This is a genomic window from Sinosporangium album (assembly GCF_900100605.1).
Lineage (GTDB): Bacteria > Actinomycetota > Actinomycetes > Streptosporangiales > Streptosporangiaceae > Sinosporangium > Sinosporangium album.
Genome location: NZ_FNCN01000022.1, coordinates 73110 through 96920 on the forward strand (window position 1 = coordinate 73110; position 23811 = coordinate 96920).

Annotated in this window: 18 protein-coding genes; 13 read left to right on the top strand and 5 right to left on the bottom strand. The window is 71.3% G+C overall.

Features of this window, described 5'->3' with window-relative positions:
* Positions 1–41: 41 nt before the first annotated feature.
* From BLQ73_RS21440 to BLQ73_RS21485, 9 genes are all read left to right on the top strand, one after another.
* Positions 42–419, top strand: coding sequence for a hypothetical protein (locus tag BLQ73_RS21440; RefSeq protein WP_143020366.1), 378 nt, complete (start codon positions 42–44; stop codon positions 417–419).
* Positions 410–1714 carry a DUF6395 domain-containing protein gene (locus tag BLQ73_RS21445; protein ID WP_245691241.1) on the top strand — a complete coding sequence of 435 codons (1305 nt, stop codon included), beginning with the start codon at positions 410–412 and terminating at the stop codon, positions 1712–1714. The genes BLQ73_RS21440 and BLQ73_RS21445 overlap by 10 nt, the downstream gene beginning before the upstream one ends.
* Positions 1707–3266 carry a flavin monoamine oxidase family protein gene (locus BLQ73_RS21450; RefSeq protein WP_093172651.1) on the top strand — a complete coding sequence of 520 codons (1560 nt, stop codon included), beginning with the start codon at positions 1707–1709 and terminating at the stop codon, positions 3264–3266. Before BLQ73_RS21445 ends, BLQ73_RS21450 begins: the two co-directional genes overlap by 8 nt.
* A gap of 81 nt (positions 3267–3347) precedes the next feature.
* Positions 3348–3872 (top strand): YbaK/EbsC family protein, encoded by a 525-nt coding sequence (locus BLQ73_RS21455; protein ID WP_093172653.1) that lies wholly within the window; start codon positions 3348–3350, stop codon positions 3870–3872.
* Between the two features lie 280 nt (positions 3873–4152).
* Positions 4153–6390, top strand: coding sequence for a serine/threonine-protein kinase (locus BLQ73_RS34195; protein WP_245691242.1), 2238 nt, complete (start codon positions 4153–4155; stop codon positions 6388–6390).
* 61 nt (positions 6391–6451) lie between these two features.
* Positions 6452–8458, top strand: coding sequence for a serine/threonine-protein kinase (locus BLQ73_RS21470; RefSeq protein WP_245691243.1), 2007 nt, complete (start codon positions 6452–6454; stop codon positions 8456–8458).
* Positions 8459–8529: 71 nt separating this feature from the next.
* Entirely contained in the window at positions 8530–9882 is a 1353-nt protein-coding gene (locus BLQ73_RS21475) for a serine/threonine-protein kinase (RefSeq protein ID WP_093172657.1), read from the top strand.
* Between the two features lie 234 nt (positions 9883–10116).
* Positions 10117–10896: an electron transfer flavoprotein subunit beta/FixA family protein gene (locus tag BLQ73_RS21480; protein WP_093172659.1), complete on the top strand. Its 780-nt coding sequence runs from the start codon at positions 10117–10119 to the stop codon at positions 10894–10896.
* Between the two features lie 12 nt (positions 10897–10908).
* On the top strand, positions 10909–11862 hold the full coding sequence (locus BLQ73_RS21485) for an electron transfer flavoprotein subunit alpha/FixB family protein (RefSeq protein ID WP_093172661.1): 954 nt from the start codon (positions 10909–10911) through the stop codon (positions 11860–11862).
* A 112-nt stretch (positions 11863–11974) separates the two neighbouring features.
* Here BLQ73_RS21485 and BLQ73_RS21490 read toward each other — a convergent pair whose 3' ends face one another.
* Together BLQ73_RS21490 and BLQ73_RS21495 are read right to left on the bottom strand one after the other, a co-directional pair.
* Positions 11975–13207, bottom strand: coding sequence for an MFS transporter (locus BLQ73_RS21490; protein WP_093172663.1), 1233 nt, complete (start codon positions 13205–13207; stop codon positions 11975–11977).
* A 550-nt stretch (positions 13208–13757) separates the two neighbouring features.
* Positions 13758–14285: a TetR/AcrR family transcriptional regulator gene (locus BLQ73_RS21495; protein ID WP_093172665.1), complete on the bottom strand. Its 528-nt coding sequence runs from the start codon at positions 14283–14285 to the stop codon at positions 13758–13760.
* Between the two features lie 114 nt (positions 14286–14399).
* Between BLQ73_RS21495 and BLQ73_RS21500 the strand changes: the two genes are divergently transcribed.
* A complete protein-coding gene (locus BLQ73_RS21500) occupies positions 14400–15563 on the top strand; it encodes a cysteine desulfurase family protein (protein ID WP_093172667.1) in 1164 nt (387 codons plus the stop codon).
* Between the two features lie 133 nt (positions 15564–15696).
* On the opposite strand, the gene BLQ73_RS21505 is transcribed toward BLQ73_RS21500, so the two are convergent.
* On the bottom strand, positions 15697–16740 hold the full coding sequence (locus BLQ73_RS21505) for a DUF695 domain-containing protein (protein WP_093172669.1): 1044 nt from the start codon (positions 16738–16740) through the stop codon (positions 15697–15699).
* A gap of 58 nt (positions 16741–16798) precedes the next feature.
* Here BLQ73_RS21505 and mnmA point away from each other — a divergent pair, with 58 nt between their 5' ends.
* A complete protein-coding gene (gene mnmA / locus BLQ73_RS21510; protein ID WP_093172671.1) occupies positions 16799–17872 on the top strand; it encodes a tRNA 2-thiouridine(34) synthase MnmA in 1074 nt (357 codons plus the stop codon).
* Positions 17873–17987: 115 nt separating this feature from the next.
* On the opposite strand, the gene BLQ73_RS21515 is transcribed toward mnmA, so the two are convergent.
* Positions 17988–18629: an MBL fold metallo-hydrolase gene (locus BLQ73_RS21515; RefSeq protein WP_093172673.1), complete on the bottom strand. Its 642-nt coding sequence runs from the start codon at positions 18627–18629 to the stop codon at positions 17988–17990.
* 191 nt (positions 18630–18820) lie between these two features.
* Here BLQ73_RS21515 and BLQ73_RS21520 point away from each other — a divergent pair, with 191 nt between their 5' ends.
* Positions 18821–19837 (top strand): methionine synthase, encoded by a 1017-nt coding sequence (locus BLQ73_RS21520; protein ID WP_093172675.1) that lies wholly within the window; start codon positions 18821–18823, stop codon positions 19835–19837.
* 455 nt (positions 19838–20292) lie between these two features.
* On the top strand, positions 20293–22476 hold the full coding sequence (gene ligA, locus BLQ73_RS21525; RefSeq protein WP_093172677.1) for an NAD-dependent DNA ligase LigA: 2184 nt from the start codon (positions 20293–20295) through the stop codon (positions 22474–22476).
* 23 nt (positions 22477–22499) lie between these two features.
* On the opposite strand, the gene BLQ73_RS21530 is transcribed toward ligA, so the two are convergent.
* Positions 22500–22931 (bottom strand): hypothetical protein, encoded by a 432-nt coding sequence (locus tag BLQ73_RS21530; protein ID WP_093172679.1) that lies wholly within the window; start codon positions 22929–22931, stop codon positions 22500–22502.
* Between the last annotated feature and the right edge of the window lie 880 nt (positions 22932–23811).

A 23811-nucleotide genomic window follows, 5' to 3' on the forward strand; every position in this document is an offset into this window, starting at 1 on the left:
GCCGGGAGAATTAAGGGGATTAGCCACTATCGTGGCTTTCCATGGTCCGGTCCGTTCTCCGTCTGCTGGTGCCGCGTTGGCTGAGACGCCCCATGGTCGCCCGCTTCGATGCGCGCTATGTCTCCAAGGTCGACCACCGCAACGACATCAAGGACTCCCTCTGGGAGATCCAGGTGGTCCGGCGCGAGGTCGCCGAACTCCGCCGTGAGGTCGAACAGCTGCGGACAAAGCTCGCCGAGGCCGTGCCGAGCCCCGAGCTCGTGTCACGTGTCATCGAGGTGGAGCGGCTCACCAAGGAGACGGCGTCGTCCCTGGACCGGGTCCTGCAGAACGAGGTGCTGCTGTGGCAGGCCGTGGACGCGGTCGCCGGAGACGCGTTCCCCCTCCCGGACAGCGGAGGGGCCACCCGATGCGCGTGAGATGGACGCGGGACGGCGCCACCTGGAGGCTCGCGTTCCGCCTCGACCGCGAGGACGCCATCGTCGGCACCGTCACCGACGGGCAGCCCGTGGCGCTCGCCACCAACACGTGCGAGGTACGGCTGCCGCGTGAGATCCCCGAGCCCCACCCCGACCTGCTCGCCACCGCCGCCTGGACGGTCATCGCGCCCTGGACGCGGCGGCGGCTGCGGTTCGACCGGCCGATCTCGCCCGAGCTGGCCATGGCCTTCGCCGGCGGTTGGGGCGTGGAGGCGGGCCCGACGGCCGGCACGCCCCGGCGCGGTGGGCGGCTCGCCATCTCCTACAGCGGCGGGGCCGACTCCGTGGCGGTGGCCGAACTGCTGGAGGAGGCGCCGTTCATCCACTTCCAACGGGTCTCGCACCCCCGCATCCCCAACCGCTGGACCCACTACCGCGCCGACGTGCTGGCCGACCTGGCGGCCGAGACCGGACGCGACCTCACCGTCGTGCGGTCGGACCTGGAGTTCACCCTCGCCGAGCCGCGGCCCGGCTATCCCGAACACCACGCCGTCGCCGCAGGAGCCCTGCTCCTCGCCGACGAGATGGACCTCGGCGGACTCGCCTTCGGCTACGAGCTGGGCTCACGCTGGCTCGGCGGCGACCGCTACATCCTGCGCTACACCCCCGACAACCCCATGTGGGCCCCGCACGGCGCATGGGGGCGGCTGTTCGAGGCGGCCGGCCTCTCCATCGTCCTGCCCATGGGCGGCGTGAGCGAGGCGGTGACCATGCGGATCGCGCTCGACTCCAAGCTCGCCGACCAGGTCCGCTGGTGCCTGCGGGGCAGCCGCGGCGCCCCCTGCGGCACCTGCGGGAAATGCCTCTACAAGGAGCTGATCCAGGCGGCGGTCGAACGCCGCCCCCTCGACACCACGGTCACCGCCAAGCGTCCCGTCGCCAGGAAGTGGCAGGAGCCCCCTCCGTACGGCGGCCAGGAGATGATCGAGTACGGCTGCGCCTGGGTGCCCGGCATCCAGAAGGGCCCCTTCGCCAAGGCCGCCGAACACCTGCGTGCCACGCCCAAGTCGGTCGGCTGGCTGGAGCGCTGCTACCGCCCCGCCGTCGCCGAGATCCCGGCGCGGTGGCGCAAGCGCATCGAGGACTACATGGCGCTGGAGGTCGGCTTCATGAATGAGGACGAGGCGCGCAAGGTCGAGACGTGGGGCCAGACGTGCGGCACAGCGGCGGGCGCGGCGTCAGGCACGGCAGCGGGTACGGCAGCGGGTACGGCGGGGGAAGCGGCCGATGGGTGAACGGCTGAGCCGGCGCTCGCTGCTGGTCGGTGTCGGGGCCGCGGGGGGCGCGGCGGCGATGTTCGCCGCCATGGGCGCCCTCGGGCTGGCGCCCGTCTCCCACGAGACCCGCGCCTTCACCCCTCCCCGGCCGGGCGACTTCAGCCTGCGCGGCAGGGGAGCGGCGAGGGTCGTCGTGATCGGGGCCGGGGTGGCCGGGCTGACTGCCGCCTACGAACTCGGCAAGGCGGGCTACGACTGCGTGGTCCTGGAGGCCGCCGACCGGATCGGCGGGCGCGTCCTGACGCTGCGCGGCGGCGACACGCTCCCCGAGCTGAACGGCGCCGCCCAGACGGCGAAGTTCGGGGACGGCGTCTACTTCAACGCCGGAGCGGCGCGGATCGCCACATGGATGGTCACCCTCGACTACTGCCGCGAACTCGGCGTGCCGATCGAGACGTTCGTCAACAGCAACGCCTCGGCCTACGTCTACACGGGCGACATGCGGGCCCCCGCCCGCACCCGCACCGTCCGCGCGGACATGTACGGCTACATCGCCGAACTGCTCGCCAAGGCCACCGACGCGGGCGCCCTCGACCGCCGCCTGACCAAGGACGACAGGGAACGGCTCCTGGAGTTCCTGTCCGAGTTCGGCGACATCGGCGACACGTATGACTACCGGGGGTCGCCCCGCCGGGGTTTCGACAAACCGCCCGGGATCGAGCCGGGCGCCCCGCTGCCCGGTCCCGACCCGCTGTCCACGGTGCTCTCGGCGGGCGTCGGCCGTGCCGTCACCATGGACTTCGGCTTCGAGCAGGCGGCGCCGATGTTCCAGCCGGTCGGTGGCATGGACGCCATCACCCGAGCGCTGGCCGAGGCCGTCGGCGAGCACCGGATCAAGCTCGGAACCCGCGTGACCCGGATCACCGGCCGCGCCGACGGCGTCGAGGTGGGGTACGCCGGCGGCACGGTGACCGGCGACTACTGCGTTGCCACGCTCCCACCGCATCTGATGGCCCGCATCCCGCACAACCTCGGCACGCCCGTCACCGACGCCCTGCGCGTCCCCCAGCCCATGTCGGCGGGCAAGCTCGCCCTGGAGTACGGCCGCCGCTGGTGGGAGCTGGACGACCACATCTACGGCGGCGCCACCGAGACCGACCTCGACATCACCCACATCTGGTATCCCTCGTACGGCTACCACGGGCAGCGCGGCCTGGTCGTCGGCTACTACGCCGTCGCAGAGCACGCCGACGTCTACGCCGCCCTCACCCACGACGAGCGTCGGCGCAGGGCCCTCACCCAGGGCAAGAAGATCCACGGTGAGAAGTACCGCTCCGACCTCCTGTCGAGCGTGTCGCTCGAATGGCGCAGGCAGCCCCACATCGAGGGCGCGTGGATGGTGTGGCCGTCGCGCGGCGCGCCGTACGACCTGCTCCAGCGGCCGGCGGGCCGCGTCTATTTCGCCGGGGACTGGCTGACCCGCCTCATCGCCTGGCAGGCCGGGGCCATGGAGTCGGCGCGCAAGGTGGTCACCGAGCTTCACCAACGGGTTCTCGCCGAGCCGGCGTAGCGCCGCGCGGACGTAGGATCGGACATCCCCGCTGGGTGCGGGGTGCACAACGATGTGGATACCGGTGGAAGGTGAATTCCCTTGACCCTCGGCGCACTTGAGTGGGTCCCCGCGCTCGACCGCCCCGATCTGCTCGCCGCTCCCGTGGCGCAGGCCGTACACGAGCTGGGCATCGAGGCCGCGGTCGCCGAGATCGACCCTGCCCTGTCGGACACCGTCGAGTTCTGCGAACGTTACGGTGTGGCGCTTGAGGAATCGGCCAACTGCGTGGTGGTGACGGCCAAGCGCGGCGGCGAGCTGCGCTATGCCGCGTGCCTGGTCATGGCGGACCGGCGGGCCGACATCAACGGCGTGGTGCGCAAGCGTCTCGACGCGAGGAAGACGTCGTTCGCGCCGATGGCCGACGCCGTCGAGCTGACCGGGATGGAATACGGCGGCATCACGCCGGTCGGCCTGCCCGAGGGGTGGCCGGTGCTGGTGGACACGGCGGTCGCCTCCCACCCTCGCGTGATCATCGGCAGCGGGGTGCGCAGGTCGAAGCTGGCGGTGTCGGGAGAGGCGCTCGCGGGGCTGAAGGCGGCGGAGGTGCTCGCTCTGTCCCTGTGAACGACCTTGTGAATTCCCAGGGTTGAAGTCGACCCGGGTTTGGGAAACCGTTGGTGTTCGGCCGAACGTTATGCGGGTGGGGAGTGGGAGACGCCCGTCCCCGCCCACCAAGCGCCGGCGGTGTGACGCGACGGGATGGTGAAGGTCGTGTCGGGTCGCCGGTCGGCTTCGCGGTCCGGGCTCGCGAACCGGGGTGAAAGGTGCTCCACATGGCCAAGTGGCTCGTCTCACGGGTGGTTGGAAAATTGGCGGTGTTCAAGCCGGTATGGTGCTGCATGCCATGAATCAGGACGACCAGCTCGGGCCTTACAAGCTGCTCAGACGACTCGGCGAAGGCGGCATGGGCGTCGTCCATCTCGCCACCGACCCGCAGGGCCGCGAGGTGGCCGTCAAGGTGCTGCGCCCCGAGGTCGCGGGCGACGACCTCGCGCGCCGAAGGCTCGCCCGCGAGGTCGAGACCCTCAGGCGCGTGCGCAGCGAGCACATCGCCGAGGTGATCGACGCCGATGTCACCGGCCAACGGCCGTACATCGTCACCCGCTATGTCCCCGGGAAGTCCCTCGACGACGTCGTGAAGCAGGACGGCCCCCTCGACCTGCCGGGTCTGGTCAAGGTCGCCCACGGGGTGGCCGCCGCGCTGGCCGCCGTGCACTCCGTGGGAGTGATCCACCGCGACCTCAAACCGGGCAACGTACTGATCCTCTCCGGGTCGCCCGTCCTCATCGACTTCGGCATCGCCCAGGGCGTGGACGCCACCCGGCTCACCCAGACCGGCATGTTCATCGGCACCCCCGGCTACCTCGCGCCGGAGATCATCGAAGGCCAGGAGGCGGGGCCCGAGGTCGACGTGCACGCGTGGGCGGGCACGCTTCTTTACGCGGCCAGCGGCCAGCCGCCGTTCGGCAGGGGCACGCTGGAGATGATCTTCTACAACATCACGGCGGGCAAGGCCAACGTGGACGCGGCCCCGCCGGTCCTCCGGCCCCTGCTACGCGCCGCGCTCCAGCGAGACCCTAAAAAACGCCCCCGGGCGGATGATCTCACCGAATACACCGCGCGCCTGCTTCCCCGTCCGACGCCGCCCCGACCGGGCGGCGTCCGCGTGCCCGACGAGATCACGACGGTGCCCGAGTTCCAGGCCGTCCGCCGGCCCGACGCCGACGGCGCCGACATTCCGACCCCCCGGGTCATCGGCCCGGGCGCCGGCCCCGGCCAGGAGGCCCACGCCGTTCCGCCGGCGGCAGTACGGCACGACGCGCAGCCCGGCATGCCGGCCACGGGAGATCGCCACTACGTCTCCCTCCTCGGCGACCCGGGCGCGATCCGGAGCACCGGCCCGTCCGCGGGACCGGCGGCAGGGCGGGTGACCGGCCCGGCGACAGGTCCGGTGACCGGCCCCGCCGCCGGACCGGGGGCAGGACCGGGCGCAGGACCGGGCGCGGACACCGACGCGCCGGAGGACGGCGACCCGTGGCCGACCCGCAGGGTCACCACGGACGAGCTGCGCCAGGTGTCCTCCGGCACCTGGGACCCCGCCAAGCACTCCATGTCGGGGACCCCCGGGCCCGGCCGTCCCGCTGAGGGGCGCGCGCCGGGGGGCCCGGGCGCCCCGCCGGCCGGCTCTCACGCGTCGGCCCGCCGTGTCCCGCCCCCGCAGGAAGGCGATGTGCCCACGCTGCGGGTGCGGCCGGAGGAGCTGCCCGCCGAATACCACCGCTCCACCGGCGCGGCGCCCGGTCCGCGCGATGACCTCCCGGCTCCCTACCCCGCCCAGGCGGCACCCCGGCAGGACCGGCGCGACGAGGCCGCCCACGCTCCGCCGTACCCGCCGCAGCGGCCCGCGGAGCAGCCGCCGCGCACGCGCTTCACCCCGCCCTCGGCCGACGGCCGTCCGGCGTGGCCCGGCGCGCCCCAGCGGTCGTCCAAGGCGTACGGCGTGGCGGCCGCGATGCTGGCCGCCATCATGGTGGGCGTGGCCGTCGTGGCGCCCGTCGTGGTCGCCGCGCTCGCGATCCCCGTCGCCGTGCTGCTGCGCGCGGCCGACATCGCCCAGCCCCGTCTGAACGCGCGCAGACCGGCTGCCGAGGCTGCGGCCGACGTCGTCAGGGTGCTGGCCGAGCCGGGCGCGCTGCTGAGGTCGGTGGGCATCACGCTGGCGCTCGTGCCGTACGCGCTCGTGCTCGGTCTGCCGGTGACGCTGCTGCTCACCGTGCTGGTCGACTCGATGCCGCTGACGACCGCGCTGAGCTGGGGTGCGGCGGTCGCGCTCTGGGCGCTGTGCGCCGGGCCCGGCGTTGAGGGACCAAGCAGACAAATCAAGAGAACGCTCGCATCCCTGCTTCCCGCGCGTACGGTGGCTGTGACGGCGGCGTGTGCCCTCGCGGTCGTGGCCGGGCTGGTCCTGGCCGTGGTCGCGGGCGTCTTGGGGGACGGCGTCGCGTCGATCGGCTGGACGCCGTTCGACGTCGGCTCCGTGATCGACAGTTTGAGAGACCTGAGAGGGAAGGCGGCGGGATGAACGAGCAAGGGGGATGTCGGCCGGGTCGCGACCTGGGCGGCTCATGCGGCGGGGTGAGCGGATGAGCACCCGCGGCATGGAGATTCCCGAAAGGCTCGGCCCCTACCGGCTGGTCCGCAAGCTCGGCGAAGGCGGCATGGGGGTCGTCCACCTGGGCGTCGACGACGAGGGGAGTGAGGTCGCCGTCAAGGTGCTCCACTCGCACGTCGCGGCCGATCTCAAGGCCCGCGACCGGCTGACCCGCGAGGTGGAGACCATGCGGCGGGTGCGCTCGCCGTACGTGGCCGAGGTCATGGACGCCGAACTCTCCGGCGACATGCCCTACGTCGTGACGAGGTTCGCCCCCGGCCGCACCCTGGAGGACACGGTGCTGACCGACGGGCCGCTGTCCGACCACGAGATCGTACGGCTGGCACGCGGCCTGTGCGAGGCCCTCGTCGCCATCCACTCGGCCGACGTGATCCACCGCGACTTCAAACCCGCCAACGTCATGCTGGTCGACGGCGAGCCGCTGGTCATCGACTTCGGCATCGCCCACCTGGTCAACGCCACCCGGCTCACCCAGACCGGCATGTTCGTCGGCACCCCCGGCTACCTTGCCCCCGAGATCATCAAGGACACCGAGATCACCCAGGCCGCGGACGTGCACGCGCTGGCCTCGACGGTGTTCTTCGGCGCCACCGGCAAGCCGCCCTTCGGCACCGGGGCGTTCGAGGTGGTGTGCTTCAACATCATGGAGGGCCGGGCCCAGATCGACCTGGCCCCGGCATGGCTGCGCGGCTGGCTCCGCCAGGCGCTGAACGTCGAAAGTGACGCACGGCCGAGCGCGCGCACCCTGCTCCGCATGGCCAAGGCGCTCGACCCCTCGGCGACCACCTTCCACGAGTCGCCCGCCGAGGCTACCCACGTGGGGCGGCCGGGCGGCACCCGTGTGATCGACCCCGGCGGCACGTCGGTGCTCGACCCGGTGAAGGACAATCCCGGCACCCGGGTCATCGAGCAGGACGACAACTTCTCCGACCTGCTGCCGCCCGTGCAGTACGCCAAGCCGCCGCGCCGCAGGGATCGCCAGGACCGGCACGAGCCGCCCCCGCAGCCCCACCACCGGCCCCACCAGCAACCCCACCAGCAGCCCCACCTCCAGCCGCACCGCGCGGCGGCCGTCGCGCCGCCGCAGACGGGGGCCAGGGCCCAGATGGCGCCTCCGCAGTACCCCCCGGCGCCTCCGCCGGCCCCGCCGCCCTTCCCCGACCAGCGGGTCGCAGGCCACCCCGGGCCGCGGCCCACCGGGCCGGCCCGGCAGGCGGCGCCGCCCGCGCAGGCCAGGCCGTACGCCCCGCCGGACACCCAGCCGCCCGCGCGGGCGGCCAGGCCGCACACGCCGCCACCGGACCGGCCGCGCTACCGCGCCTCCCACCCCCTCACCGGCGCGCTGCTGCTCGCCGTGCTCGCGGGCGCGGCGAGCATGCTGCCGGTGCTGGTCAGCGCGTTCGCGATCGTGCTCGTGCTCTGCCTGCGCGTCGGGGAATACCTCTTCGGCAACCTCGCGACACGCCGCTCCGAACGCGGTAGCAGCGCGGCCGACCCGCTGATGGTCCTGGTGGGCACGCCGTGGGCGCTGATCAAGGCGGGGCTCGTCACCCTCGTGCACGTGCCGCTGTCGGCGATGTTCGGCATGTGCGTGTGGGGGGTGCTGAGGTTCATGTTCGGCCTCACCACCGACTCGGCCGCCGCCTACGCCGCGGGCGCGTTCGTCATCGGACTGTTCCTGCTGCCGGGCGGCGGCGCCCCGCGCAAGGCCGTCACCCGCACGCTGACCGGGGTGATCCGCAGCCCCGGTGCGGCGACCGTTATCGCGATCACGGTCGGCACCATCGCCTTCTTCACGGTCATGATGGCGCTCGGCACCACGGCGTCCTTCCAGCCGTGGATGCCGCCCTCCGAGGTGGTGGAGAAGATCACGGAGGAGTTCCGAAGCACGGTGGCCGAAGGGCGTATGGGCGTCGTCGACCTCGTCACGAGGATGATCGGCGACCTGGTGTCCAGCCTCGGTCTGGGCTTTTTCTGACTGGGCGTATTCGGGAGGTGCAGGGGGCCGGGCTGTGGGGCACGATGGGGACACAAGCCGGAAGGAGAGGCATGGGAACCCCGCAAGGTGACCACCTCGGCCCTTACCGCCTGTTGTCGAGGCTGGGGGCCGGCGGGTTCGGTGAAGTGCACCTCGCTCTCGATCCCGAAGGCCGGACCGTGGCCGTCAAAGTGCTCCACCCCCACGTGGCGGCCGACACTCGCGCGCTGGCGAGACTGGCGCGCGAGGTGGAGGCCATGCGCCGGGTGCGCGGACGCCATATCGCCGAAGTGCTCGACGCGTCGCTCGACGGGCGTTCGCCGTACCTCGTCACCCGCTACATCCAGGGACGGCCTCTCAACGCCGTGGTGGCGGTCGAGGGGCCCGTCCACGGCGAGGAGCTCGTACGGCTGGCGCGGGGCTTATCCGAGGCGCTCATGGCCATCCACGAGTCGGGCGTGATCCACCGCGACCTCAAGCCGTCGAACGTGATACTGGCCGACGGTGAGCCGGTGGTGATCGACTTCGGGATCGCGGCCGTGGTGGACTCCGCCTCGGTCACGGCCTCCGGCGCGGTCCTCGGCACCCCGGGCTATCTGGCCCCCGAGGTGCTGGAGGGCCAGGAGACCCGGACCGAAGGCGACATCTTCGCATTCGCGGCCACGCTGGCCTTCGCCGCGACCGGGCGCGAGCCGTACGGCACGGGCTCGGTGGCGGCCATCGGCTACCGGGTGGTGCACCACGAGCCCGACCTGGAAGGCGTGCCCGACTGGCTCGCCGCGGTGCTGCGCGACTGCCTGGCCCCCGATCCGGCCGCCAGGCCGACGGCGGGGGAGATCCACGGCAGGCTGCCCGGCGTGGTCGGGGCGGCGGGCCCGCCTCCTCCGAAACCCCGGTCGGACACGTTCTCCCGGGCGCGCATCCCGGTGGCGCCGCCGGCTCCCGCCGCGGGACCGGCCTACGCCGAGCCGCCGCCGGCGAGGTCGAAGGCCGACCCGCTCCCGCCCCCGGTGAGCGGGTCGGGAGGCGATGTGCACAGCCTGTCCACCCGCGAGTGGCGGCCGGGGCAGCCCGATCCGCGGCCTCCGGCGGAGGTCGCCATGCGCAGGCGGCGCGCCCGCGTCAGACTTATCTGGATCATCGGTACCGGCGTGGTGGCGGCGCTCGGCGCGGCGGCCGCGAGGTCGGCGCTGCCGGAGGTGTCGCTGCTGCTTCTCGCGGCATACGGGTCGGGGGTCGCGATCGACGCCGCCGTCGGGCTGTTCGCGCGCAAGGACGTGGGCCGTGCCCTGCTGAGCGCGGGAAGCGGGGTGGGCGCGGTGGCGCTGTTCTTCCTGCTGAGTTCGATCTTCTCCACGTTCACGCTGGCCTTGGCGTTCGCCACCGTGATCGTCGTCTTGGTCGTTCTCGTCGTAGCCGGTTAGAGGTGTCCGGAACTTAGTTCGGTAGGGTTGGGGCGATGGTGCCCGCCGATCCGGGGGTTCGCCGGTAAGCTACTGGCGGGTAACATTGTGGTATAAGGGGCCAGGGCAGTCGCGACCGCCCGGGCCACCTGCTGTCACCACGCCCTTGGGCACTTGGCAGTTTTGGCATCACGTACATATCCGGCGCCGACCCACCGGCGGCGCACGCGAAGCACGGGAGGTCGGCCACCGGCCATGAACATCGTCGTCTGCGTGAAGCAGGTCCCCGATACGGCGACCGAGCGCAAGCTGAGGTCCGATGACAAGACGCTCGACCGCGACGCCGCCGACGGCGTCATCAACGAGCTGTGTGAGTACGCGGTCGAGGAGGCGCTGCTCCTCAAAGAAGCCCACGGCGGTGAGGTGACCGTCCTCACCATGGGCCCGAGCAAGGCCACCGACACCATCCGCAAAGCCCTGGCCATGGGAGCCGACAAGGCCGTCCACCTGGTGGACGACGCCCTGCACGGCTCCGACGCCCTGTCGACCTCCTACGCGATGGCCCAGACCCTCAAGACCATCGGGTTCGACGTCGTCATCCTCGGCTCGGAGTCCACCGACGCCCGCACCGGCCTGCTGGCCGCCATGCTGGCCGAACGGCTGGGCGTCCCGCAGCTCACCCAGGCCAACAAGGTCGACATCGACGGCACCGCCATCGCGATCCAGCGCCTCACCGACTACGGCCACGACAAGGTCGAGGCGTCCCTGCCCGCCGTCGTCTCGGTCGTCGAGAAGATCAACGAGCCGCGCTACCCGTCGTTCAAGGGCATCATGGCCGCCAAGAAGAAGCCGGTACAGACCCTGGGCATCGCCGAGGCCGGCATCGACGCCTCCCAGGTCGGCCTGGCCGGCGCCTGGTCGGAAGTGGTCGACTTCGCCGCCGCCCCGCCGCGGGCGGCCGGCACGATCGTCACCGACCAGGGCGACGGCGGCACGGGTGCCGCCGAGTTCCTGGCGTCCAAGAAGTTCATCTGAGGGAGACCAGGAATGGCTGAGATCCTCGTACTCGTCGAGCAGCTCGACGGAGACGTCAAGAAGGTCACCCTGGAGCTGCTGGCGCTGGCCCGCTCGCTGGGGTCGCCGTCGGCGGTGTGGGCCGGTCCCGGCTACTCCGCCGAGGCCAAGGCCAAGCTGGCGGGGCACGGCGCCGACAAGATCTATGTCGCGGACGCGGCCGAGATCGCCGACCACGTGGTGGCGCCCAAGGCGGAGCTCCTGGCGCAGCTGGTCGCCTCTGCCGCTCCGGCGGCGGTGCTGGTGGCCGCGACCGCCGAGGGCAAGGAGGTCGCCGGCCGGCTGGCGGTCAAGACCGGTTCGGGTGTGATCACCGACGCGGTCGGCCTCGGTGAGGGTTTCGTCGCCGACCAGTCGATCTTCGGCGGCGGTGTCAACGTGCACAGCCGGGTCACCAAGGGCACCCCGATCGTGGCGGTGCGGCCGAACTCCACCGCCCCGGTGGCCGAGGCCGGCGCCGGAGCCGAGGAGCAGGTGAGCGTAGCCCTGTCGGACGCGGCCCGCGCCGCCAGGATCGTCGAGCGGGTCAAGCAGGACAAGGGCGCCCGCCCCGAGCTGGCCGAGGCCGCCGTGGTGGTCTCCGGCGGGCGCGGTGTCGGCTCGGCGGAGAACTTCGCGCTGATCGAGAGGCTGGCCGACTCGCTGGGCGGGGCGGTGGGCGCCTCGCGGGCGGCGACGGACGCGGGGTGGTATCCGCACCAGTTCCAGGTGGGGCAGACGGGCAAGACGGTGTCGCCGCAGCTGTACATCGCGGCGGGCATCTCGGGTGCGATCCAGCACCGGGCCGGGATGCAGACCGCCAAGACGATCGTGGCGATCAACAAGGACCCGGAGGCGCCGATCTTCGAGCTGGCCGATTACGGCGTGGTGGGCGACCTGTTTAAGGTCGTCCCCCAGCTCACCGACGAGATCGAGAAGCGCAAGTAACGCGGGGGTCCTCCGCACGACACCCGCACAACACCTGTCGGCACCTGTCGGCACCTGTCGGCACCTGTACGGCACCGCCCTGGTCTCCGGGGCGGTGCCGTACGGCTGTGCGTCAGGCGGCGATGGTGACCCGCTCGGGGGCGGCGGACCCCAGGGAGTCCGCGGGCTCCAGGGGCTCCACGGACTCGCCGAGCTCGGCCAGGCGGTCGGTGCGGGGGAGCAGCCGGGCGGCCACCGCGATGAGGACGCCGAGGACGACCGCGACGCCGAGGGCCACGCGTAGTGTGGCCGCGTCGGACAGGAAGCCGATCACGACGGGGCCCAGAAGCAGTCCCGCGTAGCCCATGGCGCCGGTCTGCGCGATGGCGGGGCCGGGGTTCGCCGTCGCGGTGCCCGCCAGGGACAGCGCGAGGGGCGACACGGCGGCGACGGCGACTCCGACGAAGAATATCGCGGTAAGGGCCACCGCGGAGTTCCCCGCACCGACCACGACGCCGAAGGTGACGGCGCTCGCCACGCCGGAGACCGCGATCAGGCCGCGGGCCCCGAACCGGGCGCGCAGGCGGTCGGCCGCGAGGCGGCTGGCCAGCATGCCCGCCTCGAAGATCGGGTAGCCGAGGGCGGCCACGGCCTCGGGGGCGCCCAGCGTGTTCCGCAGGAACAGTCCGTTCCAGTCGGCCACGGTGCCCTCGATCATGAAGGCGAAGAAGGCGATGGCGCCGAGGAGATACACGATCGGCGGCAGGCGGTGACGGGTGCGGGTACCCGCCGCGGCGGCGGCCGGCTGGGCGTCGGTCAGGTAGGTGCGGCCGATGAGCAGCAGCATCGGCAAGGAAACGAGCGAGACGAGCGTCACGTGTGCGGCGAACGGCAGCCTGGCGGCGATGGCGGCGGTGCCGAGCAGGCCGGCGGAGATGGCGCCGACACACCAGCCGGCGTGCATGCTGTTCATGACCGGGCGACCGTAGGAACGTTCCACCGTCGATCCCTGGGCGTTCATCGCGATGTCGACCGCGCCGAACGCCATGCCGAACAGGGCCACGGCCGCCAGCAGCAGGGGGAAGGTCGGGGCGAAGGCCAGCAGGACCAGCGCCGCCGCGCAGAGGGGGCCGGCGATGCGCAGAACGCTACGGCTGCCCGCCCGTGTCATGATCCCGCGCATCGCCTGCATGGTCACCAGCGCGCCCAGACCCCACGTCAGCAGGGCGATCCCGATCGACGACTCGGTCAGTTCGAGTTTCTCGGCGATTGCGGGAATGCGGACCGTGAATGTTCCGCACAGAAGACCGGCGAGGACAAATGTGAGGAGCGTTCCCGTACGGGCCGTCCTCAGGGGGCGAGTCATGTTCAATCCCTTTTGTTAAGAAGTGGGTAATTCCCTGGTCGCTGATTGCGAGTGCGACTCATGCTCTGAGGCGAATGCCAGCGAGGTCGTCGCGCATTCTTGAGAAATTCGCGTGATCGTGGTTTCGGCCGTCGGGGGGTGGGCACAGATCTTCCGGTCGCTCTTTCTGCCTGGGCTGAAAGGGCGACCACCAACGTCTCCAGCCTCGTTCATGCCCGTCGTCCGGCTCACATGCCGGCGCGGCGCCGCACGGCACAAGCCGGCCCCGCGGGCTCATCCCCGGGCACGGGCCTTTCCGCGGCGATGAGAAGTGCCGTCGTGAGAAGTGCCGTGCTGAGAAGCGCAGCGGTGGAGAACGCCGTGGTGAAGAGCGCGGCGATCGAAAGCCCGGTGGTCGAAAGCACGGTGGTGGAAGGCGTGGTGGCGGAAGGCGTGGTGGTGAAGAGCGTGGTGGAAAGCCGGTGAGGGCGGTCGGCTTCGGGCTGCTTCGGTTGGCTTCAGGCTGTTTCGGATAAAGAGGGGTCGGGGGACGCTTGCCTGGTGGGCGGCGCTATCCCTCCCGCTCTTTCGCACGATCGCCGAGCATCGCCATCAGCCGTTTTTCCAGCCGGTCCTGACGGGGGCCGTCGTAGAGCTCCGGGGCGTGGGTGGCCACTTCCCAGACCCCCTCGCAGGCCAGACGCACGATCTCGGCCGCCATAGGGTCCGGCTCGTCGGCGAGACCCTCGTGAATCCATCGGGCCATTGCCCGGCGCAGGGGGGCGAGCAAGGAGGGGTCGCCCGCCGCGCCGACGGCGACGGCCCAACGTCGCAGTCGGCCCTGGCGTACGGCGGCGAACGTCGCGGCCACGTATTTCTTGGAGTAGGAGTCGTCGTCCTGGGCCGCGATCAACTCGTCGAACTCGTCGATGAGCCGCTGGATCATGCCCTTGACGAGGGACTCCTTGCTGCTGAAGTGGTAGAGGAGGCCGCCCTTGCTGCAACCGGCGCGCTCCGCCACGGCGGCGAGCGTCAGCGCCTGCGAACCGCGATCGGCGAGCAGGTGCTCGGCCGCGTCCAAGAGTTCATCCTTCCTCATGCCCTGGACTGTACCGTCCAGCCGGTACAGTTAGCAAACCTGGGGGTGGTCGTGTCCCGTGACGCCGATACCCTTGAGAGGTCAAGCACTTGGGGCGGGAAGGGGAATGCGGCCGTGGTTTCGGCCTATCTTGACCATGCGTCGACGACGCCGATGCTTCCCGAGGCGATTGAGGCCATGGCCGCGCAGCTCGGCCAGGTCGGCAACGCCTCAGCCCTTCACGCCGCGGGCCGCAGGGTCCGCCGCGTCGTCGAGGAATCACGCGAGAGCATCGCCGAAGCCCTCGGAGCGCGTCCCTCAGAGGTCGTGTTCACCTCGGGCGGCACCGAGTCCGACAACCTCGCCATCAAGGGGCTCTACTGGGCCCGCCGCGCCTCCGGCGCCACCCGCGTGCTGGTCAGCGCGGTGGAGCACCACGCGGTCCTCGACCCCGCGGCCTGGCTCGGAGACCACCAAGGCGCGAAAGTCGAGCTGCTGCCCGTCGACGAGCACGGCAGAGTGCAGCCCGACACCCTGCGCACAGCCGTGGAGAAAGACCCCGACAGCGTCGCCCTCGTCAGCGTGATGTGGGCCAACAACGAGGTGGGGACCGTGCAGCCGGTGAGGGTGCTCGCCGCCGTCGCCCACGACCACGGCATCCCCTTCCACACCGACTCCGTCCAGGCGGTCGGCCAGCTCCCGGTGTCCTTCGCCGAGTCCGGCGTGGACGCGCTGACGGTGTCGGGACACAAGATCGGCGGGCCGATCGGTGTGGGAGCGTTGCTGCTCGCCAGGGGAGTCGATCCCATTCCCGTGCTCCACGGCGGCGGTCAGGAGCGCGACGTGCGCTCCGGCACCCTCGACGCGCCCGCGATAGCCGGGCTGGCGGCAGCCGTACGGATCGCGGCGGAGACCCGCGACGAGCACGCCAAGAAGCTGACCGAGTTGCGCGACGACCTGATCGAGCGCGTACGGCGGGCCGTCCCCGACGCCCGGCTCAACGGCGACCCGGTGAACCGCCTGCCCGGCAACGCCCACTTCTCGTTCCCCGGATGCGAGGGCGACGCCCTGCTGATGCTGCTCGACGCCAAGGGCGTCGAGTGCTCCACCGGGTCGGCCTGCTCGGCCGGCGTGGCCCAGCCCTCCCACGTGCTGCTGGCCATGGGGGCGGACGCCGCGCTGGCCAGGGGGTCGCTGCGCTTCACCCTCGGGCACACCTCCACCCAGGCCGACGTCGACCGGCTCGTGGAGGTCATCGGCCCGGCGGTCGAACGCGCCCGCCGCGCCGGGTTGAGCTGACGCCGCGCCGGGCGCCCCGCGGCGCTGCGCGCCCAGGCCGGTGACGGCGGGCACGCAGGCCGCGACGCGGGACGCTCGGACCGGCGACGACGGGGACGCCTGGAGGTTCAGCTCAGGAACTCAGCTCAGGAACTCAGCTCAGGAACGGGGAGATCGCGATCCAGCCCGGGTCGTCGCCGACATCCATCTGGGCGCGCCCTTCCGTCCACGTGCCGACGAGCTTCTTCAGGCGCGGAGGCACATCGGCGGCGGGATCGGCGTAGACGTGGATCAGGCGCCGCCCCGCCAGGCTCATGTGCACCACCACGACCGCCTCGTCCCTCTGCGCGTCGACCTCGGCGTTGAGCCGCTCCTCGAACCCGTTCAACGCCGACAGGGACGGCTCGGCCGGGAGCCCCTCCTCGGAGGCGTGCGTATAGGGCAGGGTGATCGCGATGTGCTGGTCGAACAGCGGATGGTCGACCTGCCGCAGCGGCATCCTGGCCACTGCGACGATCTTCGACCCGTCCTCCGTCCGCCCCTCCAGCAGACTCCACTGGCCGTCCTCGTAACCCGAGGCCAGATCATTGACCACGGCGGGCAGGTGCGCGGCGGCGACGGCGTCGATCGGCGGGAAGGCGGCGGTGGTGATCTCGCCGATCCAGCGGGCCACCTCGTCCTCGCCGAGCAGCGAGTCGAGCGCCAGCAGGGTGGCCTCCATCCTCTCGTCGTCGCCGATGTCCTCGAACACCGGATGGTAGGCCGCGACGTCCAGGCGGGGCCGGTCACGCGGCACGCGCAGCCCGAGCAGCATCTGGTCGAGCGCGAGCTCCCGGCCATCCGCGTCCAGCGTCAACTCGACCGCCCCGAGGATCGGCTGGCGCGACGGGTAGAACTCCCACGTGCCGTCGCCCTCGGGGGCCGATCTCGCCCACCGGTGGGCCGTGGAGCGCAGCTCGGGGTCGCCGGCGGCCGTCACCGTCAGCGAATGCCGGGCGAGCAGCCCCGAGGAGACCTCGACGGCCAGATCCGGGTGGATCGCGCTCACGGCGGAGGCGATGACCTCGGTCGGTTTGTCGTTGTCGGCGGCGGAGGCGAGCGTGTCCAGCTCGGGGCGGGCCTCTTCCCACCAGGCCCAGAACCGTGTGATCGCCTGGTCGGTCACCGCCGAGGCGCTCTTCCGCGCGAAGGGTCGCATGGCCGAGAATTGTCCCAGCCCAAACGGGGGGACGCCAACGGGTACCCTCAATGGTGTTATGGGTCTTCGTGTGCTTGCCGCCATGTCCGGCGGCGTCGATTCGGCCGTGGCCGCCGCTCGCATCGCCGAGGCGGGTCACGACGTCACGGGGGTGCACCTCGCGCTCTCCGCCAATCCCCAGTCCTATCGCACGGGTGCGCGCGGCTGCTGCACCATCGAGGACTCCCGCGACGCGCGCAGAGCCGCCGACGTGATCGGCATCCCGTTCTACATCTGGGACATGGCCGAGCGCTTCCACCGCGACGTCGTGGAGGACTTCGTCAGCGAATACGCGGCGGGCCGCACGCCCAACCCGTGCCTGCGCTGCAACGAGAAGATCAAGTTCGAGGCGGTGCTCGACCGCGCCGTGGCCCTCGGCTTCGACGCCGTGGCCACCGGCCACCACGCCCGCCTGGCGGACGGTGTCCTGCGCCGCAGCGCCGACCCCGACAAGGACCAGTCGTACGTCCTCGGCGTGCTCACCCGCGACCAGCTCTCGCGTGCGATCTTCCCGCTCGGCGACTCCACCAAGGCGCAGGTCCGGCGTGAGGCCGCCGAGCGCGGCCTCACGGTGGCCGACAAGCCCGACAGCCACGACGTCTGCTTCATCGCCGACGGCGATACCCGGGGCTTCCTCGCGGGGCGCCTCGGGGCCGACGAGGGGCCCATCGTCGACGCCCTGACCGGCGACGTCGTCGGCACCCACCAGGGGGCCTACGGGTTCACCGTCGGCCAGCGCAAGGGCCTGCACATCGACCGTCCCGCGCAGGACGGCAGGCCCCGCTACGTGCTGTCGATCGAGCCCGTCTCCAACACCGTGACCGTCGGTCCGAGGTCGGCCCTGGAGGTCCGCTCGATCAGCGCCGTCCGCCCCGTGTGGAACGGCCCCATCGGCGAGCCCCGCGAGCCTCTGGACTGCACGGTTCAGCTCCGCGCCCACGGCGAGGTCTACGGCTGCCGCGCCCAGGTGTCGGGGGACACCCTCCACATCGAGCTCGACGGCGCCGCCACCGGCGTGGCCGCCGGCCAGGCCGCCGTGCTCTACGCCGGTGACGCGGTCATCGGGTCGGCGACCATCTCCGGCGCGGTGTGACGCTCGGCGGGTGTGATTCAGCGGGGTGTGACGCTCGGCGGGTGTGATTCGGCGGGGTGTGACGCTCGGCGGGTGTGACGCTCAGGGCAGCGTGACGCTCAGGGCAGCGTGACGCTCAGGGCAGCGTGACGCTCTCCCCGACCGCCAGACGGCGCATGTCCGCCGACTGGCGGTCGGACTCCACCCTCAGCCAGTTGTCCACCAGGGCCAGGCCCACGTCGTTCAACAGCCCGTCGTGCGTGGAGAACGCCCGTGCGGGCCGCACCTTCCGCAGGTAGTCCACCATCTCGGAGAGCTTCAGCCAGGGAGCGGAGGTCGGCACCATCAGCGTGGGCACCTCCACCTCGGGCACCGTGAACGCGTCCCCCGGGTAGAACACCTCCTCGTCGATCATGAAACCGACGTTCTGGATGATCTGCACATCGGGGTGGATCGGCGCGTGCCACTCACCGATCACCCGCACATCGAACCCGGCCGACGTGAACGTGTCGCCGTGCCGTACGACCGTGGGAGTCACCCGCGTCTCGGCCAGCTGATCGGCCACGGCCTGACACGTCCAGACCTCAAGCCCCGGGTTCGCCGCGACCGCGGCCGACAGCAGCGCCGTGTCCAGGTGATCGAAGTGCTCATGCGTGATCAGTACGGCGTCCGCCCCGTCGAGCGCCGATTCCCCGGAGATCGCCCCCGGATCGACGACGAGCGTCTTCCCCTCCTTGGAAAGGCGCAGGCAGGCATGTCCCAGCTTGGTGAGCTTCATAGCTCTCACATTAGGTGCGAGGCTCCGGAGGGGCCCTTCCTGCACGGCCGAGGGCGGGGCGCGTCGCGGGATCGGCGGGGGAGGGCGGGTGCGGCCATGGCCTTCCTGGAGGAGCTCGGCTCAGAGGCGGGGCGGGGGAGGGCGGGTGCGGCGGCAATGGATCTTGCCGGGAGGGCCTAGGCTTTCGGGACGTGAGTGACTTCCCGTGGGGCGAGGCCGCGGCTACAGGCGTCGGGTCGCATCCCGGCGACGACCACGTCGAGGCCGCCAAAGTGGTCTTCGGCGAGCTTCCGGCTCTGCCGTACGTCCCGGAGCTGCCCGGGCGCGGCGTCGGGGCGGACATGATCGGCAGGACGGCGTCCCTGCTGGTCGAGCTGCCGGTCGAGGTGTGGCCGTCGGGATGGAGATTCAGCGACAGGCCCGGCCGCGACCTGCGGCGGGCCCGCGAGCACCTTTCGCGCGACCTCGACACGCTCGAAGAGGTCGCCCAGGGCTACGAGGGGCCCCTCAAGATCCAGGTGTGCGGCCCGTGGACTCTCGCGGCCGCGGTCGAGATGCGGCACGGCGACAAGGCGCTGTCCGACCCCGGGGCGGTCCGCGACATCGCCGCCTCTCTGGCGGAGGGCGTCGCCGCGCACGTCGACAGGGTGAGGCGCGGTGTCCCCGGCGTCACCGACCTGGTGCTCCAGATCGACGAGCCGGGCCTGCCGGGCGTGCTCGCCGGCACCGTTCCCACCGCCTCCGGCTTCGGCCGTCTCGCCGCGGTCGAGCGGTCCGTGGCCGCCGACGTGCTGAGTGTCCTGCTCGGGCTGCCCGGAGTGTTCCCCGTCGTCCACTGCTGCGCCCCCCGCGTGCCGGTCGCCCTGCTGCGCAGGGCGGGGGCCCGCGCGGTGTCCCTCGACCTCTCGCTGCTCTCCCGACGTGAGGAGGAAGCCGTCGGTGAGGCCGTCGAGGCCGGGACCGCCCTTCTTCTCGGCGTCGTCCCGGGCGCCGGCGCAGCCGCCCCGCTGCCCGACGTCGGCGTCGTCGCGAGGCCCGCGATCGACCTCTGGCATCGCCTGGGCTTCCCGTCCGCCACCCTGGCCCGCCAGGTGGTGCTCACCCCGACCTGCGGCCTCGCCGGCGCGAGCCCCGCCTACGCGAAGGCGGCTCTGGCCAAGTGCCGCGAGTCCGCCCGAGTGCTGCGTGAGGACCCCGGCGAGGACTGACCCCGGCGACCGCCCCCGCGACACAGTCCCGCACAGTCCACGCGGGCGTACGCGGGGTGGCACGGACATGGTGGCGTCGTCTGGGCCAGGGGTGACGCCGTACGGGACGCACGGACATGGGCCGACACGGTTCCGGCCGTAGGCGGGGCGCGTGGTCGTGGCCGCCGGGGCGCACGGTCATGGGGCGGTGCCGTACGGGCCGTGTGAGGGGTGCGTGGTCACGGGGTGTGAGGGGCGGCCCGCCCGGCCGGGGTGGGCGGGCGCGGGTTCGGGCCTGTGCCGACGGGGAGAGGTGGCGTTCGCCGGGCTCGTGGCCTGTGAGGGGTTTGAGGGCTCTTGGCGGTGGCGGTGGAAGGTCCTGGTGGAATGCGGTGTTCAACTGATGACCAGGTCGCGGGCTGGTTGTCGGTGGCGGGCGCTACCTTTTCCCTGGAACCGCGATGAGGGGAGCAGGCATGGAGGAAGGCGTTCTGAGCGTGCCCGGCGGGGTGAGCAGCCGGCACGCGGAGTTGGCCGAGCTCGTGGAAGAGGCCAACTGGCGCTACTACGTGCTTGATTCACCGTCGGTGAGCGACGCCGAATACGACGGGTGGATGCGTGAGCTCCGTGAGCTTGAGGAGACCCATCCGAGCCTGCGCACCCCCGATTCGCCGACCCAGAAGGTGGGCGCTCCGATCTCCACGGAGTTCACCCCGGTCCAGCACCTGCAACGCATGGAGAGTCTGGACAACGCCTTCGACGAGGAGTCGCTGACGGCGTGGCAGGCCCGTGTCGAGAGGCTGACCGAGCGCGACGCCGGGCCCTATCTCTGCGAGCTCAAGATCGACGGATTGGCCGTGGCGCTCGTCTATGAGAAGGGCAGGCTGGTGCGCGCGGCCACGCGGGGAGACGGCCGCATGGGCGAGGATGTCACCCCGAATGTGCGCACCATTCAGGGCGTCCCCCATCACCTTACGGGTGACCGCGTCCCCGAGGTGATCGAGGTGCGGGGCGAGGTGTTCCTGCCGGTCGAGGGCTTCAAGCGGGTCAACGAGCAGGTGGTGGAGGAGGGGCGGCAGCCGTTCGCCAATCCGCGCAACGCGGCGGCGGGTTCGCTGCGGCAGAAGGACCCGAGGGTGACGGCGCAGCGCCCGCTCCAGATGATCGTGCACGGGGTCGGCGGCTGGGACGGCGAGGGCATGCCGGGCACGCAGTCCGGGGTCTACGAGAGCCTGGCGGCCTTCGGGCTGCCGGTCAGCGACCGCTACCGGGTGGTGCCCGATTTCGAGGGGATCCGCGACTACGTCGAGTTCTACCGCGAGCACCGGCACGATCCCGCCTATGAGATCGACGGTGTGGTGGTCAAGGTCGACCGCGTCGAGATGCAGCGCGAGCTCGGGTCGACGTCGCGGGCTCCCCGTTGGGCGGTGGCTTACAAGTATCCGCCGCAGGAGGTCAACACCAAGCTTCGCGACATCAAGGTCAGCGTCGGCCGCACCGGCAGGGTGACACCCTTCGGGATCATGGAGCCGGTGACGGTGGCGGGGTCCACCGTCGAGCGCGCCACCCTTCACAACGCACAGGAGGTGGAGCGCAAGGGCGTCCTCATCGGCGACACCGTGGTGCTGCGCAAGGCGGGCGATGTCATCCCCGAGATCGTCGGCCCGGTCGTCGACCTGCGCGACGGCGGCGAGACCGAGTTCGAGATGCCCGCACACTGCCCCGAGTGCGGCACCGAGCTCCGCCACATGAAGGAGGGCGACGTCGACATCCGGTGCCCCAACACGAAGCTGTGCCCGGCGCAGCTCCGGGAGCGCATCTTCTTCGCCGCGAGCAGGAAGGCGCTCGACATCGAGGCGCTCGGATATGTCGCGGCCACGGCCCTCACGCAGCCGCTTCCGCCACAGGAGCCGCCGATCCGCACCGAGGCCGACCTGTTCGATCTGAAGGCCGAGCAGCTTCTCCCGATCCGCACCGTGGTGCGTGACAAGGACACGGGCCTGCCGAAGGAGGACCCGAAGACCGGCGAAGACAAGATCGTCACGTTCTTCGCCAACCTCAAGGGCGAGCCGAAGAAGACGGTCGAGGTGCTTCTCGCGGAGCTGGAGAAGGCCAAGGCCCAGCCGCTGTGGCGGGTGCTCGTGGCGCTGTCGATCCGCCATGTCGGCCCGTCGGCGGCGCAGGCGCTCGCCGACGAGTTCCGCAGCGCGGAGCGGATCTTCGGGGCCTCGGAGGAGGAACTCGCCGCGGTGGAGGGGGTCGGGCCGACGATCGCCGCCTCCGTCAAGGAGTGGTTTTCGGTCGACTGGCATCGGGAGATCGTCGATCGCTGGCGGGCCGCGGGTGTCCGCATGGAGGACGAGGCCCCGGAGGTGTCCACCGAGCCGCAGCGCTTGGCCGGTCTGACGTTCGTGGTCACGGGCACGCTGGCGGCCTACACGCGCGATCAGGCGGGCGAGGCGATCGCGAGGTTCGGGGGCAAGGTGGCGAGCTCGGTGTCGAAGAAGACGGCCTTTGTGGTGGCGGGGGAGAACGCCGGCTCCAAACATGACAAGGCGGTCAAGCTTGGGGTGCCCATCCTCGACGAGAAGGGCTTCGAGGTCCTGCTGGCGAGCGGCCCCGAGGCCGCGTCCGCGCTGGTGATCACCGAGGAGAGCTGAAGGGGCCTGAGGGGGCCCGAGGGTCAGCGATCGTCGGTCCGGGCGGGGAGCCCCTCCTCGCTGCGGGTCTCCTCGATCAGCCGAGCGATCTTCTTGCGGCCCTCGGGTGACAGCTCGGCGGAGCGCAGCGCGATCTGCTGCGTCCCCGTGCGGAGAATCGCCCCGAGGAGGTCGAGCTGCGACTCGACCCGCGCCACCAGTGCGGCCTGCTCAGGGGTGTCGTCTTCAACGCTGAGATATTCCACCGGCACTCCGAAGAACCGGGCGATCCCCATGGCTTTGGCCAGCGACAGGGTCTTGCGCTCTCCGGTGCGCAGTTGCGACAGGTAGGCATCCGTGATCGGCGTGCCCCGTGCGCTGATCGCCTCCGCGGCTTCGCGCAGTGAATACGGCTCGCGGTCCTCTGGGTTAACGACCACCCGGAAAAGGCGGGTGAGCCGTTCGGCCAGGGACATTCGCTGTTACTCCGATCGGTTGCTAACTGCAGTTGACATCTGGAGATCCTAGTGGGAATCATGCATGTTGTGAAACGCGCTAACGATAGTTAACGCTGAGGGGATCTGCCGGAGAAGTGCTTCTTGGACGATCTGAACTGTGCCTCGTCTCCGACCGCTCGCACACCGGTCGGCCGTTTCCCGCTGATGTGTTTCACCGCGATCGCAGGCAATGCGGTTCCCCGGCGCGTTCGCGTTGCCTCGTGGCGCCAAGGGCGGGAACCGCGCCCGCCCTTTTTCCTCCACAGAGCGCTCCGGCCGGTTGCGTGCCCTGCGAAAGCCGAAGTCGGCGACGACCTGAAAGACACCACAATTCACCACTCACATGTCGTGGCGGGGGCCAACATGTGCAGCACGCAGGGTGGTGGATCGCCCGAGCGGGCCTGCGTCGTACGGCGAAGCCCGCGGCGACGGCCCTCCCGCCTCTCGCGGTGGGAGGGCTGCGGGGGAGGCGGTGGCGTGGAGCCGCTGTGACGCACAGGTGACGATTTCCTGTCGTAGGCGTCGATCAATACCGCCGTCGCCGGTAGCAGTGTGGCGGGATGTCAGTCCTGTGAAGAGCGGGGATACCGCTGGAGCCGACGTGGAAGGTGGTGGTCGGATAATCTGTCCGCCCGAAACTTCCGGAGCACGGGTGTTTATTCCCTTGCCCGGGACGCTAAGACTGCGCTTTCCTTGGATGCGGGAAGTTTGCCTAGATAACCGCGCTGTAGTGGTGCGGGTGCGCTCTAGTCGAGCATGGGCCGGGGGAATACGGCCCATGGAAAATTCGAGGCGATCGCCGGATGCGCGATATGTCCGGCCGAAGGCCGGGCGTTCGATGTCCGGTGTTGACACTGCT

What these genes read in the sequence shown, in the direction of transcription:
- BLQ73_RS21440 (WP_143020366.1), top strand. Translation starts at nt 42, where the DNA reads ATGGTCCGGTCCGTTCTCCGTCTGCTGGTGCCGCGTTGGCTGAGACGC.
- BLQ73_RS21445 (WP_245691241.1), top strand. Translation starts at nt 410, where the DNA reads ATGCGCGTGAGATGGACGCGGGACGGCGCCACCTGGAGGCTCGCGTTC.
- BLQ73_RS21450 (WP_093172651.1), top strand. Translation starts at nt 1,707, where the DNA reads ATGGGTGAACGGCTGAGCCGGCGCTCGCTGCTGGTCGGTGTCGGGGCC.
- BLQ73_RS34195 (WP_245691242.1), top strand. Translation starts at nt 4,153, where the DNA reads ATGAATCAGGACGACCAGCTCGGGCCTTACAAGCTGCTCAGACGACTC.
- BLQ73_RS21470 (WP_245691243.1), top strand. Translation starts at nt 6,452, where the DNA reads ATGAGCACCCGCGGCATGGAGATTCCCGAAAGGCTCGGCCCCTACCGG.
- BLQ73_RS21475 (WP_093172657.1), top strand. Translation starts at nt 8,530, where the DNA reads ATGGGAACCCCGCAAGGTGACCACCTCGGCCCTTACCGCCTGTTGTCG.
- BLQ73_RS21480 (WP_093172659.1), top strand. Translation starts at nt 10,117, where the DNA reads ATGAACATCGTCGTCTGCGTGAAGCAGGTCCCCGATACGGCGACCGAG.
- BLQ73_RS21485 (WP_093172661.1), top strand. Translation starts at nt 10,909, where the DNA reads ATGGCTGAGATCCTCGTACTCGTCGAGCAGCTCGACGGAGACGTCAAG.
- BLQ73_RS21490 (WP_093172663.1), bottom strand. Translation starts at nt 13,207, where the DNA reads ATGACTCGCCCCCTGAGGACGGCCCGTACGGGAACGCTCCTCACATTT.
- BLQ73_RS21495 (WP_093172665.1), bottom strand. Translation starts at nt 14,285, where the DNA reads ATGAGGAAGGATGAACTCTTGGACGCGGCCGAGCACCTGCTCGCCGAT.
- BLQ73_RS21505 (WP_093172669.1), bottom strand. Translation starts at nt 16,740, where the DNA reads ATGCGACCCTTCGCGCGGAAGAGCGCCTCGGCGGTGACCGACCAGGCG.
- mnmA (WP_093172671.1), top strand. Translation starts at nt 16,799, where the DNA reads ATGGGTCTTCGTGTGCTTGCCGCCATGTCCGGCGGCGTCGATTCGGCC.
- BLQ73_RS21515 (WP_093172673.1), bottom strand. Translation starts at nt 18,629, where the DNA reads ATGAAGCTCACCAAGCTGGGACATGCCTGCCTGCGCCTTTCCAAGGAG.
- ligA (WP_093172677.1), top strand. Translation starts at nt 20,293, where the DNA reads ATGGAGGAAGGCGTTCTGAGCGTGCCCGGCGGGGTGAGCAGCCGGCAC.
- BLQ73_RS21530 (WP_093172679.1), bottom strand. Translation starts at nt 22,931, where the DNA reads ATGTCCCTGGCCGAACGGCTCACCCGCCTTTTCCGGGTGGTCGTTAAC.